This window comes from Virgibacillus profundi (assembly GCF_002287375.1).
Taxonomy (GTDB): domain Bacteria; phylum Bacillota; class Bacilli; order Bacillales; family Amphibacillaceae; genus Virgibacillus_K; species Virgibacillus_K profundi.
Map to the genome: position 1 here is coordinate 68,541 of NZ_NPOA01000008.1, position 18,118 is coordinate 86,658.

Genomic DNA, 18,118 nt, shown 5'->3' on the forward strand with positions numbered 1-18,118 from the left:
GATATATACGTTTGGAGGTGTTGTTTTCATGAGTGAACCAGTTGCTGAATATGGCTACGGTGGAGGTTTCGCATTAATTGTCGTATTGTTTATCCTACTAATTATTGTAGGTACGGCTTATGTTGGATTTTAATTTTAAAAATATAATGAAATGTTAGGAGGATTCACATGGGATTTGGATTTGGACCTAGTGGAGGCGGCTGTGGCTGCGGAGGATCAGTTGCTGGAGCCGGATATGGCTATGGTGGACCTGTTGGCGGTGCTGGATACGGTGCTGGTGGCGGCTTTGCGTTAATCGTTGTATTGTTTATCCTATTAATTATTGTGGGAGCAGCTTGTTTTTAAAATTGCTCTTGAAAAAATAATATGACTTTCCAAGATTACCATCTTATGAAATCTTGTTAGGATAAAAATGGCTGTCGTTCAACACGACAGCCATTTTAGTTATTTAATGCACAGCTAAATAATAGTAAACAATATGTCCCATTTGCATCTTCATCAAAACATCTCTTTTCACGGTATGAGGATTATTGCAGTTTACTTAGACTTATCCGTCTTTTTTCGCTCGATATAGATGACGTTTGCACGGTATTCTCTATGTGCTTTTAAGTCTTCACTGGATGCTTTCATAAAGGACCAGGCGAGTAAGAACATGATAAATAGAACCGGGAAACCAGCAACAATACTTGCTGTCTGTAGTGTTTCAAGACCCCCGATAAACATTAAAGTCATTGGAAGTAATAAAAGCGTAAATGCCCAAAACAGGCGGTTCCAACGTAATGGTTCTCCCGTGTCAATATGCTTTTGAACCACAGCAGCTAAAATATAGGATGCGGAATCAAATGTCGTTGCTAAGAAAATCAACGCTAATATCGTAAAGATAACCACAATAATTCCAGCCATTGGCAACTGATTCAATATCTCAATAATCGTAGCTGGTGCACCATTTACATCCATAAATCCGATTACGTCAAATGAACCGGATAGCTGTAAGTACATTCCATAGTTTCCGAGGATGCCAAAGAACAACACACTTCCGAACGTTCCCCATATCATCGTGCCTAAAATCATTTCCCGAATCGTACGTCCACGTGAAATCCGAGCAACAAATAACCCGACAAATGGGGCATAAACAACCCACCATGCCCAGTAAAATACCGTCCATGATTCTGGAAATCCAGAATCAGGAAAACCATCTACAGTTGCGAGAGGTTCCAGCCATGTTGACCACCGGAAGAAATCGTTCATTAAGATACCTAAACTGGTTACAGTTGTTTCACTAATAAATAATGTTGGACCAAAGAGAAATATAAAGCCAAGTAAGAAAAAGGCCAAATAAATATTCACATTACTTAAAAATTTGATGCCTTTTTGCAGCCCGGAGTAGGAACTTACAGCAAATATAACCGTTGCGAGAAGCATAATCACTGCCTGAAGTCCCATCGTAACTGAAATACCTGTAATCTCACTTACGCCTTCTGCAATCATTGGTGTACCAAGAGCCAATGTCGTTCCAGCCCCACCCATTAAGCCAAACATAAACAGGACATCAATAATAACCCCTATTGGACCGTCCACCATTTTCCCTAATACCGGTCGAACAGATTCACTAATTTTCAGTATGGGCTTTTTTCGAACATAGTAAAAGTAGGCAATCGGCAGTGCTGGCAATGTGTAAATTGCCCAAGCAATTGGACCCCAGTGAAAAATCCCATAAGATGTCGCATATTCAATGGCCGCCCCCGATTCTGGTTCTACATTAAATGGTGGCGCCTGATAATAATACGCCCACTCAATCATTCCCCAATAAAGAATACTTGAACCGATACCCGCAGAAAACAGCATCGCTGCCCAAGAAAAGGTGTTAAATTCCCTTTTCACTTCTCTTCCGCCTAACTTAATCTTTCCGTGCCTGCTAAATGCTACATATAAAAGGAAAAATAATGCCGCTATTCCAAGCAGGATATAGAATACCCCAAAATTGGTCGTCATAAATGTATTTGCCAGATTGATTACCTCTGCTCCCGTTTCCGGGAAAAATATAAGTGGTAAAGATACAGCCAAAATAATCAATAAAGCTCCTATAAATGTTGACCAATCAATTATATTTCTATTCACGATGTAACACCCTTCCTTTTTAGCTTCTAGTTTAAAAATCCCTCCTTAATATGCTCCAAAATTTGATTTACCATGTGTACATGATAAGTATGTAAACTGGCGAATATTTGATATTAAAACATCTGCTGCAATACGAAATAATTATAATAAAATTTCCGCCCTTTGCAAGGAATCACAAGAGCCTGTTTATTTGACCAAGAATGGTGAAGGTGACTTAGTTGTAATGGATATGGAAACTTTTACTCGAAGGGAAAGTAGTGCTTCGTCTTCGCGAAAACCTACTAGCAGTTGAAGAGGACAGATTAGCAGGAGAACAAGGTTATACGGTTGAAGTTGTAGATGAAATGATGAAAAGGCTATTAAGGAGAGCGCTAGATGAAGAAGATGAGGAATTAACAGAAGAGGAACTTGCAGAAATTGAACAAGCAATGGAAGCTTATAAAAATGGTGAAACATACTCTTTTAACGAAGTTATTAGATGAGTAATGATGGATGTTAGATTTCCTTTCCACTTGCACTTCATTAAAATGAAATATATAATGATAAAAACTAATATCATTAGCAATGAAAAAGGCGTAGTACTTTTTATCTCCTGGTTTTAGAGAGCTTGTGGCCGGTGAAAACAAGCATCAAGGTAAATTGGAATTGGACTTTTGAGCTAATTAATTTTTTAAGTGATTCTGCAAATGCAGAATAATTAGGGTGGCACCGCGGTTCATTCGTCCCTGTTTGACGGGATAAATGGGCTTTTTTTAATGCCTGAAATTATAAAAAAAATAAATGGAGTGAAGTTAGATGAAGACAATTTTTTCCGGAATACAGCCAAGTGGCACGTTAACGATTGGAAACTATTTAGGAGCACTGAAGCAGTTTACCGAGCTGCAAGAGGAGTTTGACTGTTATTTTTGTATTGTAGATGAACATGCAATCACTGTTCCCCAAGATCGCTTAAAACTAAGAAATAACATTCGTTCACTTGCCGCACTTTATCTTGCATCTGGTATCAATCCGGAACGTTCCACATTATTTGTACAATCAGAAGTTCCTGCACACACGCAGCTTGGCTGGATGTTGCAATCGATAAGCTATATTGGTGAACTGGAGCGAATGACACAGTACAAGGATAAATCAGAAGGAAAAGAGGGTGTCTCTTCAGGTTTATTAACATATCCTTCCTTAATGGCTGCAGATATTTTACTTTATAAAACAGATCTGGTTCCAGTTGGAGAGGATCAAAAACAGCATTTGGAGCTGACAAGAAACCTGGCACAGCGTTTTAATAATCGCTTCAATGATATTTTCACCGTACCAGAAGTTCGAATTCCAAAAGTTGGTGCGCGTATTATGTCATTACAAGAGCCCACGAAGAAAATGAGTAAGTCCGACGAAAATGATAAAGGATTCATCTCCATGCTTGATGAACCAAAGAAAATTGAGAAGAAAATTAAAAGTGCTGTTACCGACTCAGAAGGCTTCGTAAAATTTGATAAGGAAAATAAACCGGGGGTATCCAACCTTTTGACAATTTATTCTAGTTGCAGTGGTGAGTCCATTGAACAGCTGGAAGCAAAGTATGAAGGTAAAGGTTACGGAGATTTCAAGCAAGGCGTAGCAAATGCTGTAATTGATGTATTAAAACCAATTCAAGATGAATATTATGCTCTACTCGAATCCGATCAATTGGATGAAATTTTGGATAATGGTGCAGAAAAGGCTTCTTTTACTGCCAATAAAACTGTAGCAAAAGCTAAGAAGGCTATGGGACTTGGAAGAGTTAAAAAGAAGAAGTAAAATGAAGGGCGTCCCGAATATGGGAACGCCCTTTTGATTTGTGAATAATGAATTGTGAACTTCAGCCATTTTGCTGTGAACTTCTGACCATCTCACTATGAACTTCTAACCATTTCATTGTGAACATCAGCATATTCTTTGTGAACTTCGGCTTTTTTCAGGTAAAACAAGCCACACACATGTAATTAAAAGCTATTTCGAAGCATTCTGCTCCTGGCCATTTTCAATCTCCCACATTTTTTCAAGGAATGGCTGGCCTTTAATTAACTTTAGGCATAGCTCTTCATGTGCAGCACTCCAACCCTGCTGGACGCCTTTGTATAACTCGTCCCATACCTTATTTTCATCCATGAATCGATTAAATGGATAGGTTTTTGGATCCCATTCTGTCAGCCAATAACGTAATTCTTTTGGATTATTTGTTGTTCGTAATTGATCTAATCCCATCATTAAAAGCTGCTTCAGTTGTCGTTCTTTTCTAGTTAATCCAAAAATAAGTTCCGGTTTCATGGAAAGAATATGATATTCTTTTTCATAATTTCTATCATCGTATTGGAAAGACTGCGGTTTCGTGTTTTGGATCATGTCATAAACAAGCTGCTCCTGCCTTGGTATTAATCTGCTTTTTCGAATTGGTATTTGATAGCCAATGGTATCCATTGCCAATATATCATTACCGTTCGTTACAACACATGCATAATCCAATACCGATCTATCCTGGCCTTTTCGCATGTAAGCTCGTTTGTAAATTGTATCTAGCATCGCTTTAGGTAAATCATGCATATCATTTTCAATATAGTTGTATAGTTCATCAGTTATGTACAGCAATGGAACCTGATCCAGCAGTTCAATTGCATCTTCTCTGCGCCATTCATGAAAATAACATACATTATAACCATTTTCTTCCCCTTCAAACCAATTCACCCACACATCATGCAAATATAACATAATCAACCCTCACTTTTATAACTCAACTTAGAATACATTATGACCATCAATTGGAAAAAATATTCTATTTTTGCTGAGATTAAAGTTTGTTTGGGTAATGATAAATTACAAAAGCCATTAATATAATTCCAGCAGGCAGAAAATAACACTCAATTCTGCCTTTAATAAAAATAAAGTAATCTACCCACCCTATTCCTGCAGGCAAGAAATTCATGTATGCAATTATAGTTACCCCGCCAGCGACAGCAAGTCCGAATCCAATTAAAAATAAAAATATATATCCCATCTATTATCACCCAAGCCTGTCCCATTGTTTTTATTAATTTATGCTTGGACAAGTGAATAAATGAATATTAATTACCTGAGTTATTTGGAGTGTGGGAAGATTTTGGTGAGAAAGTTGAGAGATACAAGTGTATAGTTGAGAGATAACTAAGTATAGTTGAGAGAAAACCTGCCAAACTTGAGAGATCCCTAAAGAAAGTTGAGAGATAAGTAAGGATTTCCTCTTTTCTCTCAACTCCCGGGTGCTGTCTCTCAACTCCCAACCCCTCTCTCAACCCCAAAACCACCCACCCCACAACCGAAAAAAGCTGACCAGTACACACTACTGGTCAGCTTTCACATAAACAATCTATTTTTTATATTTTTTAAATACTAATGCAACATTATGCCCGCCAAATCCTAATGAATTACTTACAACAACATCAACATCCTGTTTTCTTGCTTCATTTGGAACATAATCCAGATCACAATCCTCATCAGGTGTCTCATAATTCGTTGTTGCTGGTACAACACTATCCTCAATTGCTTTAATTGATATTACAGCTTCAACACCACCAGCTGCACCAAGCAGATGGCCTGTCATCGATTTGGTTGAGGATACTGCCAATTTGTATGCATGTTCCCCGAAAACCGTCTTAATCGCTGTTGTTTCAAATTTGTCATTAAGTGCAGTACTCGTACCATGTGCATTAATATAATCCACGTCTTCAGGCGTAACCCCAGCATCATCCAGTGCATGCTGCATGGCCCTTGCTGCACCTTCACCATTTTCGGCAGGTGCTGTAATATGATAGGCATCCCCTGTTGCACCATAGCCCGCAATTTCTCCATAAATATGAACTCCGCGCTCTAATGCTGATTCCAGTGTTTCAAGAATTAGTATTCCTGAACCTTCACCCATTACAAAACCATCACGATTTTTATCAAATGGACGGCTTGCCTTCTGTGGATCTTCATTCAATGACAATGCCTTGGCTGAAGAAAAGCCAGCAAATGCCATGTTTGAAATAGGTGCCTCTGTTCCGCCGGCAATAATGTAATCCACATCACCACGCTGAACTGCTTTGAATGCATCACCGATGGAATTTGCACCAGATGCACAAGCAGTTACCGAACAGGAATTAATTCCTTTTGCGCCTAATTGAATGGACACCTGCCCTGCTGCCATATCCGGGATCATCATTGGAACAAAAAATGGACTGACCCGCTTCGGTCCTTTTTCCAGAAGCTTTGTATGCTGCTCTTCCCATGTCTTCATTCCGCCAATACCTGAACCAATCCATACACCAACACGGTTTGCATTGCTTTCATCGATTGTGAGCTTAGCATCCTCAACTGCCATTTTAGCAGCTGCTACAGCGTATTGTGTAAATGGATCCATCTTGCGTGCATCTTTTTTCTCCATGAAATCCGTTGGGTCGAAATCTTTCACCTCTGCTGCAACCTTTGCCGGAAAATCATCTTTGTTTACCCGTGTTACAAAATCAACACCTGATTTTCCTTCTAAAATATTTCCCCACATTGTTTCAACATTATTTCCTAAAGGTGTTACCGCCCCTAAGCCTGTTATGACCACTCTTCTTTCATCCATAAAGGTATCCTCCTATAGAACTTTTACTAAACATATTAATGGCTTATCTGCCCCAACGCATGGCTACAGCGCCCCAGGTCAAACCTCCACCAAATCCGACCAAAACGATCAAATCATCATCTTTTATCTTACCATCTTTGACGGATTCCGATAAAGCCATCGGGATCGATGCTGCAGAGTTATTTCCATATTTTTTAATGGTTTTTGCCATTTTATCTTCTGAAATTCCCAACCGCTCACGTGCTGCATCCATAATTCTGATATTCGCCTGATGTGGAACCAAATAATCTACATCCTCTTTACTTAGGCCGATTTTTTCAACTACATTGACTGTTGATTCCGGCATTTGTCTGACAGCAAATTTATAAACTTCACGGCCATTCATCACAAGATGGTTATCTTCATTTTGGTAAAGTTCCTTGCCACCTGCACCATTTGCACCAAGCTCAAAGGATAAAATCCCTCTGCCTTCAGAAACTTCACCCAGAACTGCAGCACCCGCACCATCTCCAAGAAGGACACATGTACCCCGGTCTTCCCAGTTTGTAATTTTGGACAGTTTTTCAGAGCCGATTACAAGTACTTTTTTATATGCCTTTGTTTCAATAAATTGCTTCGCTGTGATCATTCCATACATGAACCCTGTACATGCTGCACTTATGTCCATAGCCGCGGCATTTGAAGCACCTAATTTATCCTGAAGCATACAGGACACCGATGGAAAAGGTGTATCAGGTGTAACTGTCGCAACCAGTATTAAATCAATCTCCTCTGCTTTAACATCCGCTTCCTCCAATGCATTCTTCGCAGCATTGTACGCCATATCCGATGTATTCACATCATCATCGGCTATTCTTCTTTCCTCAATACCCGTTCTAGTTCTGATCCATTCATCATTTGTGTCCACAACTTTTTCCAGATCTTTATTTGTAACTATTTTTTTTGGAAGGTAATGACCAGTGCCTAACACACCTACGTTCATATTTCCATCTCCTTATATACTAAATATTAATATCAAATCTTATGACTTGGTACTAATTTTAATGTATATTTTTCTAACATGCAAGAAATAATGAAATTTCCTATCTTTCGTTTGGTAATAAATCTGTTTCGATATATGTTTCAACTGTTTCTTCCATAAATTTCTGAAAGCTTTCAGGAATACTTGGACTAAATTCACCTAATGAAATGACTTCATCTGCAAAATCGAAAGTTAGTATACTACCTTCAAGTTCTCCTTCATTAAACTTCTCTGCTGTTATCTCATACAGCTTGTCCACATGTTGAACAGTACTTGTTAAAACGGTATTTTCATCTATTTCAGATTGATTTGCTACATAGCCAATGGCATAAATACCATCTTCACTTGCGCGTTTTATTATTTCTTCACTATAGGAATCTCCTGTGGGATAAATAACGTCAACATTGTTTTCACGCATTTTTTCATACAAATCAGCTGCAGTTTCTTTATCGTTCCAATTATTTACAAATTCAACTGTCACTTCGGCTGATGGGTTTTGATATTTTACACCTTCGAAAAAGCCTTCTATTTCTGGCTGCCATTGAAATGCTGCAATCATTCCTACATGATTGGAATCTGTCATCTCCGCTGCTATCATGCCACTAAAGAAACCCATTGCATGTGCATTAAAATTTAAACTTGTGACATTATCATCAGAGTATCCCCCATTAAAATAAACGAAATGAACATCCGGATAATTTTCCGCTATATCAATGAAGTAATTCCCATAAATACTGCTATGTCCAAATATGAGATTTACCCCATCCTCAACAAATTCATTAACAGCACTTTCAATTTCCTGTTCTGTAACTATATTTTCCTTGTAAAATACATTAACATCATACTGTTCACCAATTTGCTGTAATCCCTCATAGCCTTTTTCATTCCATGCCTGACTTTCTATTGTGCCATCAACCAGCATACCTACATTTTGAATATGATCCTGACTCTTTAAACCACTACAGCCCGTGATTATAATTAAAGTTAAAATGAATAATAGAATAATGAATGTTTTTTTCAATGTAGGCACTCCTGTCTGCAACTAGCTGTCTTTCTTTATTGTATCATTTTGACTATTATACATAAATTTATTCGTACAGTTTTATAAATTCTTTATAATGAGTTAATACTGTTTTTAATTTTTCTTCCTTAGGTATATTGTCACGAAGATAGATGGTATTTTCAAGTTTTAAACCTTTGTCGTCTTTATTTTTCGAAGATTTTACATGTAGATTTGATGGCAGCTCATCTGTTTTTAGCCATTGTATTAAAGCCTTCGTAAAATCCTTGATGTATATTGCCTCATCCTGAAAAGTTTTTGAATTAAATGGTATAAATTCATTATTACTATATATACCTTTTTCATTCATTGCCATCCATTCACCATAAAGTAAAAGGTTTTTAATATGGACAGTATTTTCACTTCCATCAGAAATCTCACCGATTTTTATGATACGCTTTGATTCAATTCTTTCCATGTTCAGCGTTTCGTCAATAATAATTACTATATCATAATCCTTTCTTTCATTTGCATTTACCATTGTAAACAGGCTATTTCTACCAAAAAACATTGGCAGATTTTCATTACCGGCCTCCCCGCTTACTCCGTCAACCTCATACCCCTCTTCCAGGAGAGCATTTACAATATGAAAACCAATCCAGTGATTGCAGCTTGCAACTAAAAATGTCATATATAATCCCCCTCGATAAATTCTATGTAGATGATAAAAGAAATACTTTTAATTTTTCCTCTGATTTGGTAAACTATATAAGAATGTTTTTAAAACAATAGATTATCTTTAAAAATTATAGAAAGCAATTTTCTTAAGATGAGGTGTAGCGATGCGGTACATAGTAACAATTATTTGGGCAGTGCTGATTAGTGCTGTGATTTCTTATGTTCTAGCAAGCATGGCTGGAAATGAATTCAGCATGATGGGTACATTTGTCGTAACAGGTCTCTTTATAGTTGCCGTTGCCATTTTAGGTGATGGCATATTGAAAGAGGAAAAGAGTAACAGCTGAATTTGGATATGGTGGAAGAACCCTTGCCTTCTGAGAAACCAAACTGGCAAGGGTTCTCCTTTTGAAACTAATACCAGGGTAATACAGTTAATGCAGTAAGTGCTGCCAGAGGCAAAATGAGCCTATTGAATCTCCTTGGAGGACGACCATAGCCATAGCCAGGGTAACCATAGCCGTAGCCCGGGTAGCCATAGCCAAACTGGCGGTCATTCTCGTTTGGAGGATAATCCGGTGATTGATGTTGATTTTGATCTATTGGTACAGCAAAATAAACATATTCTTCATCCAGTCCGGTTATAATTCCATCCAGCTTTGATCCGTCAACCATTTCAGCAAGCACATAGGAGTGCATATGTTTTTTACATAAATCGTATATATGATGATAATCGTTCTTCATTTTCTTAACCCTCCTCACCAAATAGACTATTCATATGCCTATAGATTGGTGACTTATATATGAAATGAAAATGAAGCATTCCCAGGAGGAACATGTTATGGAAACAATCACAGAACTTTGGATATTACTTAAGTATTTAATATTGGGATTAATTCAGGGATTTACAGAACCAATTCCGATATCTTCAAGCGGACATTTAATCATTTTCCGTGAACTATTTGATATTGAAATTAAAGGACTTTCTTTTGAAATATTAGTTAACTTTGGTTCACTGATAGCAGTTCTTCTTATCTACCGTAATGACATCATTCGATTAATTAAAAATAGCTTTCGTTACATTACAAAAAAGGAAGAGGATGCTAAAGGCGATTTTCAATTTATTGTATTTCTTGTGATAGCAACGATCCCAACTGGGGTACTTGGTTTATTATTTGAAGACTATATTGGTGAAAAGCTAAGCGGTGTAGCTATAGTGGGTTATACTCTACTCTTAACCGGAGCCGCTTTATGGATTATACGTAATCTTAGAGGTAGTAAAAATGATGGAGATCTCACCATAAAAGATGCCCTAATTGTAGGATTCGCTCAAGCTGTTGCTTTAATTCCGGGAATCAGTCGTTCAGGCGCTACCATTGTTGCGGCAATGCTAGTTGGTATGAAACAGGAGACTGCACTAAGATTTTCATTCTTATTATATATTCCAGTCAGTCTTGGAATAAGCGTATTATCAGTAACTGATATTATTGGTGATCCAGACTTTGATACATTAATGATTCCATACTTAATTGCATTTATGGCATCTATCATTGCCACATTCTATGCATTAAAATGGTTTATCAACGTCATGGCTAAAGGTAACCTGAAATATTTTGCATTCTATTGTTTCATCGTAGGTATACTTGTTATTTTATTCTTATAGTTAAAAGGTGAGACTCATTGCATAGTCTCACCTTCTCTTATTTTACTTTTGTTCTTTCCTGTTTCATTTTTTCACGCCATGCTCTTGGAATATAAACACAATATGGTTCGCTCTCCATATAATCCCCTGTTACATTATAAGCTCTTGATCTGGATCCACCACAGACATGACGGAATTCACAAACCCCGCATTTTCCTTTATATTTATCCGGATTTCTTAAGTTCTGGAATACTTCTGATTCACGGTAAATAGTTGCTAATGGTGTCTGACGGACATTACCTGCTTTAATTGGCAGCAGTCCGCTTGGATATACATCCCCGGTATGCGATATAAATACAAAACCATTTCCATCATTTACTCCTTTAGGGGCACGGCCCAATCCATCAATCTGACCTGTCTTCCCTTCGTTAAGTGCATCCTCATAAAAGATATGTTCTTTATCGCTCATCCCTTTATTTTCACGCATTTTATTTTGAATAACAACACGGCGGTAATGCTGGGCTGCAGTTGTTTTAATATCAAAAGGAACTCTTTTAGATAGCTTATATAACCAGCGTAAAACTTTTTCATGTTCAGCTGGTGAAATCATATCAGATTCCTTCCCTCTTCCTGTTGGAACAAGGAAAAATACACTCCAAAGGACTACACCCATTTTTTCTACCATTTCGGCCATTTCATCCAAGTACTCATAATTGTATCTGGAAATAACCGTATTAATTTGGAGCGGCATTTCAAGTTCATGCAGATATTTTATAGCGTTCATCGTTAAATCAAACGAACCATCTGTACCACGAAAATGATCATGCACCTCTGCACAATGGCCATCCACACTGAATGCCCATCTGGCCAGACCGACATCCTTTGCTTTTTGCATCGCTTCTTTTGTTACATTTGGTGTTGCAGATGGTGTCATGGAAACACGCACACCCTTTTTAACCGCATATTCGGCGATTTCAAAAACATCCGGACGTTCCAATGGATCCCCACCGGTAAAAACAAGCATTGGATTATTCATTTCATATATATCATCAATTAGTTTCTTACCCTCATCAAAATTTAATTCCAATGGGTTCCGGTGGTACTGTGCCTCAGCACGACAATGCAGGCATTTTAATTGGCAGGCACGTGTCAATTCCCAAATAACAATAAACGGATTTTCATTATAATCTCTTGTAAACATGGTAATCCTCCTGTTAGTAAACTTGGCTTTCCATCAAGCATTGTTAAATCAATAAAAAAGGTCTGTCTAAATTGTAAATCTCCTTCTTTATATAGGATGTGATGTTATTCACTTATTTGTACAGTTTCATTATTTCGACACAAATAGATCCCTGAAATTAGTTTCAAGGATCTATTTTTGAAATTATTTTTTTCCAATCGCTACCCGCCAAAGTGTTGGCCCTTCTTCCAGGTACTCCCAGGAAAATGTGTCTTCCCTTTCCATCTTAAATTGATAATGTAATGGTTTTGGATTATGATCATTTGAAAGCTGCATGAATTCACCTGGTTTCAACTCATCAAATACTTCAAAAATCCGCGGATGTCTATGTCTTGGCTCTATGTCTGGTGCATGCAACTTAGTTGTATATTTAATATCATTCATCTTATTAACCTCCCAGTTAATCATTTTGTATTTTCTGGACATTCTTATCATAGGCTGAAATTGATTTGGTGTAAGTGAGTTAAAACACCGTTAACTTATGATTTTTATCACGGTCTCATAAAATAGTCACATTTCATTCAGGTTTCAACAGATATAACGTGATAAGATAAAGAGAGGAAAGCGATTACTTTAGGTGAATCAGTATTATAGATAGATGATTAGGAAGGAGTATTACAATGAACTCTGAATCTGTACGGGACCTTTTGCAGAGGTTTGCTATTTTTAAAGATCTGACAGACTTTGAAATGGAGCCAATTATTGAATTAGCCAAAAACCGGCTGTATCGTCATGGTGCACATATTTTTATGCAAGGCGATCCATTAACAAATGTCTATTTCATACATCAAGGCAAAATCAAAATATATAAAACAGATTTTCATGGGAAAGAACAAATTGTAAATGTGTTACAACCAGGGGATATGTTCCCACACCAGGGGTTCTTTCGAAAAGACAATTATCCGGCACATGCAGAAGTTCTTGAAGATGCTGTTTTAATATATATTCCCATTCATTTATTTGAAAATTTCCTCATAACACATCCGGAAATTTGTATAAAATTATTCCGTGTCTTAGGTGATATTATAGTTGACCTGCAAGGGCGCTTGGAAGAAAAGATTCTTCACAATACATATGAACAAATTATCATGCTCCTGCTGCGCCTCTCCAGAAGTTACGGAAAAGAAACGACAGATAACCAAGTTCGTATATTAACTCAATTTACGAACAGGGAACTGGCAAATATGATAGGTTCCAGTCGTGAAACAGTCAGTCGCACACTAACACAGCTTAAAAAGAAGAAATTAGTCTCACAAGATAAGGCCGGGTTTATTGTACTGGATACTGACGGATTGGATGATGAATTATTTTAAACAGCCGGATCCAGCTTAAATTAGTATCAACATGTATATCGCCAAAATTTTATAGTTCTCTCTTCTAAAAAAACGAAACTCCGGTCTCGTTTTTTTTGCATTCAGCTTTATTTTAGGCTGTTTTCACATAGATTGGGACTCGCACTGCTCGCTCCACTGAAAACCTTGTTGTTATTCTGCACCATAGTTGATATAAAATGCGAAGTAAATCGAGATTGATTCCAATAACATGTGCTATTGCCGCCGTCCGGGATCGCTGCGGGCGGATGCGGACCTTAGGGCACGGCCTCAGCCTCCTCGAGCAACCCACTCTGCGGGACGTGCTATTCCCGCAAGAGTCACCGCCCTCCGCTCACCCGAACTGGTGAGGTGGTTTGATGTTTTGAATATTAATTACTAATATAGTTCATCGGCAGTAACCGGAAATCTAGCGGAGGAAACACACATAGACTCCTGCGGGAGGAAAGGCATAGGTGAGACCCCGGAGAGCATCAGCTCGAGGAGGCTCACCAGCCGCCCGCGGAAAGCGAAGTGTGTTTCCGGAGCGCTGGACTAGCACTCATCTTCAAAAGGGCAGAAGAATGTCACGCTATGGTTAAATCGCATTCTATAGGAACTACGAAAGTCAAAAAAACAACAAATGGTTTCGATGGGGCGAGCAGTGCGTAGTCCCAGTATTTTGGTGGGACCGAACGAAGTGCAGCCCCACAGTTTACATAAAGAGCCTCACTTTAAAACTTCCTATTTAAATTTGTGATACAAGTCACTACTTTTCTAATTGAAAATCATTATCATAAGAGTAGAAATTATAAAAAGAGGTGATTTAGATGAATACAAAAGAAATCGTTGAGCTGGATGTACGCGAGGACTTGAGATTAAAGAAAGAACCTTTTGATAAAATCATGGGCACCGTAAAGCAATTGGAAGATGGCCAGGCATTCATTTTGCATGCCCCATTCAATCCAGTTCCATTACATGCCATTTTAAAAAGAAAAGGCTTTGAACATGAAGCAGAAAAAGTAGAGAGAAAGCATTGGAAAGTAACCTATACAAAAACAGGAGGTACACAAAAATGATCATTGACAATCGGGGACTTGAGCCACCACAACCAATGATGCGAACACTAAAGGCTTTGGATAAAATGAATAACGGAGAATCATTGGCAATTATCAACGACCGCAGACCAATGTTCCTGTATGAAGAATTGAATGATCGTGGCTACCTTCATGAAACTGAACCGCTGGATGATGGCAGCTTCAAAATTTCCATAACAAAGACTGGTGATTAAATTGATGCCTGGAATGAGCATGAAATCAGACACAAATGTCAAACTGCCGCTAGCATTTATTATTTATGCTCTTATTGCGCTAGTTGTGGCACAGGCTATTCTTTTTTTCAATAATGATTTATTATTGGCAGGGCAATTTCGCCTGCCCGACATCTGGATGGGTGCACACTTTCTGTTGCTGGGCTATGCAGTAATGATTGCGATGGGAGCAATGTATCAGCTGGTTCCTGTTGCGTTTTTAACACCTATTTGGAGTCAAAAGCTTGGATATATTCAATTCATTATTACAGCTATTGGAGTTACATTGTTTGCAATTTTGCTCGGCGTTCAGCCAGATAATGCTATTTACGGTGGAATTCTGGCCATCATTGGTATTATTATGTTTATTATTCAAATGGTGCAAACAATCCTTAAGCAAAAGAATAAAAATATGATGACTTATTTTGTGCTTGGGGCAATCACAAGTTTTTTTCTCACGATTGTCGCAGGTTTTTTACTAGCCTGGAATATTTCTTATGGTGGAATTGGCAGCCATAATACAATTTTAGCTTCACATATTGTATTAGGTGTTGCAGGATGGTTCACATTATTAATCTTTGGATTTTCGTATAAATTAGTTCCGATGTTCAGTCTTTCCCATGGATTTTCCATGAAATGGGCAAAGCCGGCATTCTTTACTTATATCATTGGTTTGATCTTGCTGATCAGTTCATTTTGGCTGGATTTTATGTTTCTGGAAACATCCGGATGGCTGGTATTATTCATTGGGTTTAGCTTTTTCGTCCTTGATATAAAGGAAATTTTAGCAAAACGGATAAAGAAGAAACTTGATAAACCTTTTACATTTTCGCTTTTGGCTATAGGTAATGGCCTGGCAATTCACTTGATTGCAGTACTTCTAAAAGTGACCGGTGTTGATCATCCAACCATTTGGAGCTGGCTGATTTTCCTTTATGTTATGGGTTGGATTATATTCAGTATTCTCGGCTATTTATACAAAATTGTTCCATTTTTATGGTGGACACATAAATATTCGAATAAAATCGGGAAAGAAAAAGTGCCAACACTTAAAGAAATGATAAATGAAAAAGTGAGTGTTGTCCTATTTGTATTATTCACGGTAAGTGTGATCGGGTTAACTTTAGGAGCATTATTTCAAATAGGAGCAGTGGTATTTATTTTCCAGGGATTATTGGCATTAACTTCACTGGCCTATGCTGTATCCATTGTACGGGTTTTATTTGTATAAAAAATTGGAAGGAGTTTTTATTATGTCTCTTGAAAAGAAAGTCGGTGCAGCTTTATTTGAAGTGATTGACCCAGAATTAGGTATTAACATTATGGATCTTGGTCTTATTTATGGAATCGGTGTGGACATTGAGGACAATGTTGAAATTAAAATGACATTAACTACTCCAGGCTGTCCGATGCATGATAGTATAACAAATGGTGTGAAACATCGCGTCAGTCAGATCGAAGAAGTTGGTAACGTACACGTGGATATGGTCTGGGATCCCGCCTGGAACCCCGGAAAAATGAGTGACAAAGCAAAAGGAATGCTTGGATTTGGCTAGAGCGATGTTGCTGCGCTCGGCCTATTGTTCAGCCGGGGTCATCATGGATGCAAGTAAAAAGTTGAGAGATAATGTGTGAAAATGAGAGATAACTATAGAAAGTCGAGAGATAAGTAAGGTATTCTTCATTTTCTCTCAACTTTCAGGGGGCGTCTCTCAACTTTCGGCAGGTGTCTCTCAACTTCTAGCTGCTGTCTCTCAACTTTCAGCCGCCGTCTCTCAACTTCCAGCCACTATCTCTCAACTCTCCAATATGTCTCAGTTCCGAGAGGCATCTCCCATGCCACAGATTAAAGTCTTCCAACCGCACGCATTTTACCCTCCACTTACCGGTGGAATAAATGCAATAACATCTCCACTTGCTAATACAGTATCTTCTTGAGCATATTCTTCATTTACTGCAACCATGGCATCATCTATATTATCCAACTCATATTCCGCGAGCCATTTTGTTTTTAAATCCTTTACAGTAATCCCTTCAATCTGTAACGAGACTTTTTCCTGTCCTACTGCTTCCTGCAGTTCGGCAAAAAATAACACATCAATCATTTGTATGATCCTCCCCGATTGGCGTATTTTCTTTATAGGATTTCGTTTCCTTTTGATCCCCTATCCAAAGTGTTCCATCTTCCCAGTTTTCCTTTTTCCAGATAGGAACCATTTCTTTAATTCGTTCTATCGCATAACGACTTGCCTCAAAAGCATCTTTGCGATGTGGGGTTGAAACAGCGATAACAACTGCAATATCAGAGATATCCAGTCGACCCGTTCGGTGGGCAATTGCCGTCTTTGCATCTCCCCACTTCTGATCTATTTCCCGGCCGATCTCCTCAAGCTTCTTTTCAGCCATGGAAGCATAAGCCTGGTACTCCAAATATAATGTTCTTTTTCCTTTTGTAAATTCACGTACAGTTCCGATAAATGTATTGACCGCACCAGCTTCCGGGCGTACCACTTTATTTACTACATCATTTATTTCTATAGCCTCATTCGTTATCCAAAAGTTTTTCTCCATTTTTCAGGTTCCCCTTTTTAAAATGCGTTCTATCTTTAACTGTAATATACTCCGCAAGCCTGGGCAAGTTATTGTCTGTTTCTTCCATAATAAAAGTAAAATAATTCAAATTTTTGACTAAGTTATCATCCCAAGTACCAATTGCGATTATATTGTCCAGCTCATTGATCAGCTGTAAATCCTGCTCCTCCTTAATTAATACAATTTTAGGAAAAGCCGCTTGTTTGTATCCTTCTATTAGTAAAATATCTATTGGTACATATGTATAAAATTGAATCAGTTCATCCAGCTTTGAAGAAGCATCATTTATCGTAATTTGGAGCTGATTTTCCCCTTGGACTGCACTGATTCTTGACCCTGCTTCCAAATGCTTATAACTATCTGTTTCTTTAACGAGCTCAGGTTCTCCTCCATGTCCATGATGCTTTAGCGTACCAACCTGTTTATTTTGTGAAGCGAAATAGCGAATCAGCTTTTCCATCAAGGTTGTTTTTCCAGAATTTTTATAACCAACTATTTGACAAATTGGGAAATTCGGTTCGTTTTGCATGGTTCACCTCATCAACATTATCAAAGTGCAAAATAAAAAGGCTGACCCATATGAAATGAATCAA

The 18,118-nt window shown here is 38.0% G+C and carries 25 protein-coding genes and 1 other annotated feature; of the genes, 12 read left to right on the forward strand and 13 right to left on the reverse strand.

Going from position 1 to position 18,118, the window contains the following annotated elements:
• Positions 1-28 precede the first annotated feature (28 nt).
• Together CIL05_RS12450 and CIL05_RS22815 are read left to right on the forward strand one after the other, a co-directional pair.
• Complete coding sequence (locus CIL05_RS12450; RefSeq protein WP_095655868.1) at positions 29-133, forward strand: YjcZ family sporulation protein; 105 nt, start codon at positions 29-31, stop codon at positions 131-133.
• Positions 134-168: 35 nt separating this feature from the next.
• The gene (locus CIL05_RS22815; RefSeq protein WP_095655869.1) at positions 169-345 is read left to right on the forward strand and encodes a YjcZ family sporulation protein; all 177 of its coding nucleotides are present in this window, start codon (positions 169-171) and stop codon (positions 343-345) included.
• 192 nt (positions 346-537) lie between these two features.
• Here CIL05_RS22815 and CIL05_RS12460 read toward each other — a convergent pair whose 3' ends face one another.
• Positions 538-2,118, reverse strand: a complete 1,581-nt coding sequence (locus CIL05_RS12460; RefSeq protein ID WP_095655870.1) for a BCCT family transporter — start codon at positions 2,116-2,118, stop codon at positions 538-540.
• A 257-nt stretch (positions 2,119-2,375) separates the two neighbouring features.
• Between CIL05_RS12460 and CIL05_RS22420 the strand changes: the two genes are divergently transcribed.
• Together CIL05_RS22420 and trpS are read left to right on the forward strand one after the other, a co-directional pair.
• On the forward strand, positions 2,376-2,600 hold the full coding sequence (locus CIL05_RS22420) for a hypothetical protein (protein ID WP_206207782.1): 225 nt from the start codon (positions 2,376-2,378) through the stop codon (positions 2,598-2,600).
• 73 nt (positions 2,601-2,673) lie between these two features.
• Positions 2,674-2,848, forward strand: a binding site (T-box leader).
• Between the two features lie 65 nt (positions 2,849-2,913).
• Complete coding sequence (gene trpS, locus CIL05_RS12470; protein WP_095655871.1) at positions 2,914-3,909, forward strand: tryptophan--tRNA ligase; 996 nt, start codon at positions 2,914-2,916, stop codon at positions 3,907-3,909.
• 192 nt (positions 3,910-4,101) lie between these two features.
• Here the strand turns inward: trpS and CIL05_RS12475 are convergent, their stop codons facing one another.
• The 6 genes from CIL05_RS12475 to CIL05_RS12500 form a co-directional block, all read right to left on the reverse strand.
• Complete coding sequence (locus CIL05_RS12475; protein ID WP_095655872.1) at positions 4,102-4,857, reverse strand: YjbA family protein; 756 nt, start codon at positions 4,855-4,857, stop codon at positions 4,102-4,104.
• A 79-nt stretch (positions 4,858-4,936) separates the two neighbouring features.
• Positions 4,937-5,143, reverse strand: a complete 207-nt coding sequence (locus CIL05_RS12480) for a YuzI family membrane protein (RefSeq protein ID WP_095655873.1) — start codon at positions 5,141-5,143, stop codon at positions 4,937-4,939.
• Positions 5,144-5,491: 348 nt separating this feature from the next.
• Positions 5,492-6,733, reverse strand: a complete 1,242-nt coding sequence (gene fabF, locus CIL05_RS12485) for a beta-ketoacyl-ACP synthase II (RefSeq protein WP_095655874.1) — start codon at positions 6,731-6,733, stop codon at positions 5,492-5,494.
• 43 nt (positions 6,734-6,776) lie between these two features.
• The gene (locus CIL05_RS12490; protein ID WP_095655875.1) at positions 6,777-7,715 is read right to left on the reverse strand and encodes a beta-ketoacyl-ACP synthase III; all 939 of its coding nucleotides are present in this window, start codon (positions 7,713-7,715) and stop codon (positions 6,777-6,779) included.
• A 100-nt stretch (positions 7,716-7,815) separates the two neighbouring features.
• A complete protein-coding gene (locus CIL05_RS12495; protein ID WP_338066940.1) occupies positions 7,816-8,784 on the reverse strand; it encodes a BMP family ABC transporter substrate-binding protein in 969 nt (322 codons plus the stop codon).
• A 58-nt stretch (positions 8,785-8,842) separates the two neighbouring features.
• Positions 8,843-9,445 (reverse strand): hypothetical protein, encoded by a 603-nt coding sequence (locus tag CIL05_RS12500; RefSeq protein WP_095655877.1) that lies wholly within the window; start codon positions 9,443-9,445, stop codon positions 8,843-8,845.
• A 151-nt stretch (positions 9,446-9,596) separates the two neighbouring features.
• On the opposite strand from CIL05_RS12500, the gene CIL05_RS12505 reads away from it, so the two are divergent.
• The gene (locus CIL05_RS12505) at positions 9,597-9,779 is read left to right on the forward strand and encodes a DUF2929 family protein (RefSeq protein WP_095655878.1); all 183 of its coding nucleotides are present in this window, start codon (positions 9,597-9,599) and stop codon (positions 9,777-9,779) included.
• Positions 9,780-9,846: 67 nt separating this feature from the next.
• Here the strand turns inward: CIL05_RS12505 and CIL05_RS12510 are convergent, their stop codons facing one another.
• Positions 9,847-10,176, reverse strand: coding sequence for a hypothetical protein (locus CIL05_RS12510; protein WP_095655879.1), 330 nt, complete (start codon positions 10,174-10,176; stop codon positions 9,847-9,849).
• Positions 10,177-10,273: 97 nt separating this feature from the next.
• On the opposite strand from CIL05_RS12510, the gene CIL05_RS12515 reads away from it, so the two are divergent.
• Entirely contained in the window at positions 10,274-11,095 is an 822-nt protein-coding gene (locus CIL05_RS12515; RefSeq protein ID WP_095655880.1) for an undecaprenyl-diphosphate phosphatase, read from the forward strand.
• Positions 11,096-11,132: 37 nt separating this feature from the next.
• Here CIL05_RS12515 and CIL05_RS12520 read toward each other — a convergent pair whose 3' ends face one another.
• Both CIL05_RS12520 and CIL05_RS12525 read right to left on the reverse strand, forming a co-directional pair.
• Positions 11,133-12,275, reverse strand: a complete 1,143-nt coding sequence (locus tag CIL05_RS12520; protein WP_095655881.1) for a TIGR04053 family radical SAM/SPASM domain-containing protein — start codon at positions 12,273-12,275, stop codon at positions 11,133-11,135.
• A 183-nt stretch (positions 12,276-12,458) separates the two neighbouring features.
• A complete protein-coding gene (locus CIL05_RS12525) occupies positions 12,459-12,698 on the reverse strand; it encodes a DUF2249 domain-containing protein (RefSeq protein ID WP_095655882.1) in 240 nt (79 codons plus the stop codon).
• Positions 12,699-12,934: 236 nt separating this feature from the next.
• Between CIL05_RS12525 and CIL05_RS12530 the strand changes: the two genes are divergently transcribed.
• The 6 genes from CIL05_RS12530 (at position 12,935) to CIL05_RS22930 (ending at position 16,871) form a co-directional block, all read left to right on the forward strand.
• Positions 12,935-13,627 carry a Crp/Fnr family transcriptional regulator gene (locus tag CIL05_RS12530; RefSeq protein WP_095655883.1) on the forward strand — a complete coding sequence of 231 codons (693 nt, stop codon included), beginning with the start codon at positions 12,935-12,937 and terminating at the stop codon, positions 13,625-13,627.
• A gap of 827 nt (positions 13,628-14,454) precedes the next feature.
• The gene (locus CIL05_RS12535; protein WP_095655884.1) at positions 14,455-14,703 is read left to right on the forward strand and encodes a DUF2249 domain-containing protein; all 249 of its coding nucleotides are present in this window, start codon (positions 14,455-14,457) and stop codon (positions 14,701-14,703) included.
• The gene (locus CIL05_RS12540; RefSeq protein WP_095655885.1) at positions 14,700-14,915 is read left to right on the forward strand and encodes a DUF2249 domain-containing protein; all 216 of its coding nucleotides are present in this window, start codon (positions 14,700-14,702) and stop codon (positions 14,913-14,915) included. The genes CIL05_RS12535 and CIL05_RS12540 overlap by 4 nt, the downstream gene beginning before the upstream one ends.
• A gap of 4 nt (positions 14,916-14,919) precedes the next feature.
• Positions 14,920-16,164 (forward strand): hypothetical protein, encoded by a 1,245-nt coding sequence (locus CIL05_RS12545; protein ID WP_240510185.1) that lies wholly within the window; start codon positions 14,920-14,922, stop codon positions 16,162-16,164.
• Between the two features lie 22 nt (positions 16,165-16,186).
• Positions 16,187-16,489, forward strand: coding sequence for a metal-sulfur cluster assembly factor (locus tag CIL05_RS12550; protein WP_095655886.1), 303 nt, complete (start codon positions 16,187-16,189; stop codon positions 16,487-16,489).
• A gap of 127 nt (positions 16,490-16,616) precedes the next feature.
• Positions 16,617-16,871 (forward strand): hypothetical protein, encoded by a 255-nt coding sequence (locus CIL05_RS22930; RefSeq protein WP_369126508.1) that lies wholly within the window; start codon positions 16,617-16,619, stop codon positions 16,869-16,871.
• Here CIL05_RS22930 and moaD read toward each other — a convergent pair.
• The 3 genes from moaD to mobB are packed head-to-tail and all read right to left on the reverse strand — an operon-like array spanning position 16,805 to position 18,054.
• Entirely contained in the window at positions 16,805-17,038 is a 234-nt protein-coding gene (moaD, locus tag CIL05_RS12555; RefSeq protein ID WP_095655887.1) for a molybdopterin converting factor subunit 1, read from the reverse strand. The genes CIL05_RS22930 and moaD overlap by 67 nt on opposite strands.
• The gene (locus tag CIL05_RS12560; protein WP_095655888.1) at positions 17,031-17,504 is read right to left on the reverse strand and encodes a molybdenum cofactor biosynthesis protein MoaE; all 474 of its coding nucleotides are present in this window, start codon (positions 17,502-17,504) and stop codon (positions 17,031-17,033) included. The genes moaD and CIL05_RS12560 overlap by 8 nt, the downstream gene beginning before the upstream one ends.
• Positions 17,476-18,054: a molybdopterin-guanine dinucleotide biosynthesis protein B gene (gene mobB / locus CIL05_RS12565; RefSeq protein ID WP_095655889.1), complete on the reverse strand. Its 579-nt coding sequence runs from the start codon at positions 18,052-18,054 to the stop codon at positions 17,476-17,478. The genes CIL05_RS12560 and mobB overlap by 29 nt, the downstream gene beginning before the upstream one ends.
• Positions 18,055-18,118 lie beyond the last annotated feature (64 nt).

Bases quoted from the DNA above. Each gene is read 5' to 3' on its own strand.
- CIL05_RS12475 (WP_095655872.1), bottom strand. From the start codon at position 4,857: ATGTTATATTTGCATGATGTGTGGGTGAATTGGTTTGAAGGGGAAGAA.
- trpS (WP_095655871.1), top strand. From the start codon at position 2,914: ATGAAGACAATTTTTTCCGGAATACAGCCAAGTGGCACGTTAACGATT.
- CIL05_RS12530 (WP_095655883.1), top strand. From the start codon at position 12,935: ATGAACTCTGAATCTGTACGGGACCTTTTGCAGAGGTTTGCTATTTTT.
- CIL05_RS12515 (WP_095655880.1), top strand. From the start codon at position 10,274: ATGGAAACAATCACAGAACTTTGGATATTACTTAAGTATTTAATATTG.
- CIL05_RS12505 (WP_095655878.1), top strand. From the start codon at position 9,597: ATGCGGTACATAGTAACAATTATTTGGGCAGTGCTGATTAGTGCTGTG.
- CIL05_RS12525 (WP_095655882.1), bottom strand. From the start codon at position 12,698: ATGAATGATATTAAATATACAACTAAGTTGCATGCACCAGACATAGAG.
- CIL05_RS12540 (WP_095655885.1), top strand. From the start codon at position 14,700: ATGATCATTGACAATCGGGGACTTGAGCCACCACAACCAATGATGCGA.
- CIL05_RS12545 (WP_240510185.1), top strand. From the start codon at position 14,920: ATGCCTGGAATGAGCATGAAATCAGACACAAATGTCAAACTGCCGCTA.
- CIL05_RS12450 (WP_095655868.1), top strand. From the start codon at position 29: ATGAGTGAACCAGTTGCTGAATATGGCTACGGTGGAGGTTTCGCATTA.
- CIL05_RS12560 (WP_095655888.1), bottom strand. From the start codon at position 17,504: ATGGAGAAAAACTTTTGGATAACGAATGAGGCTATAGAAATAAATGAT.
- CIL05_RS22815 (WP_095655869.1), top strand. From the start codon at position 169: ATGGGATTTGGATTTGGACCTAGTGGAGGCGGCTGTGGCTGCGGAGGA.
- CIL05_RS12535 (WP_095655884.1), top strand. From the start codon at position 14,455: ATGAATACAAAAGAAATCGTTGAGCTGGATGTACGCGAGGACTTGAGA.
- CIL05_RS12550 (WP_095655886.1), top strand. From the start codon at position 16,187: ATGTCTCTTGAAAAGAAAGTCGGTGCAGCTTTATTTGAAGTGATTGAC.
- CIL05_RS12510 (WP_095655879.1), bottom strand. From the start codon at position 10,176: ATGAAGAACGATTATCATCATATATACGATTTATGTAAAAAACATATG.
- moaD (WP_095655887.1), bottom strand. From the start codon at position 17,038: ATGATTGATGTGTTATTTTTTGCCGAACTGCAGGAAGCAGTAGGACAG.
- CIL05_RS12490 (WP_095655875.1), bottom strand. From the start codon at position 7,715: ATGAACGTAGGTGTGTTAGGCACTGGTCATTACCTTCCAAAAAAAATA.
- CIL05_RS12500 (WP_095655877.1), bottom strand. From the start codon at position 9,445: ATGACATTTTTAGTTGCAAGCTGCAATCACTGGATTGGTTTTCATATT.
- CIL05_RS12520 (WP_095655881.1), bottom strand. From the start codon at position 12,275: ATGTTTACAAGAGATTATAATGAAAATCCGTTTATTGTTATTTGGGAA.
- fabF (WP_095655874.1), bottom strand. From the start codon at position 6,733: ATGGATGAAAGAAGAGTGGTCATAACAGGCTTAGGGGCGGTAACACCT.
- mobB (WP_095655889.1), bottom strand. From the start codon at position 18,054: ATGCAAAACGAACCGAATTTCCCAATTTGTCAAATAGTTGGTTATAAA.
- CIL05_RS12480 (WP_095655873.1), bottom strand. From the start codon at position 5,143: ATGGGATATATATTTTTATTTTTAATTGGATTCGGACTTGCTGTCGCT.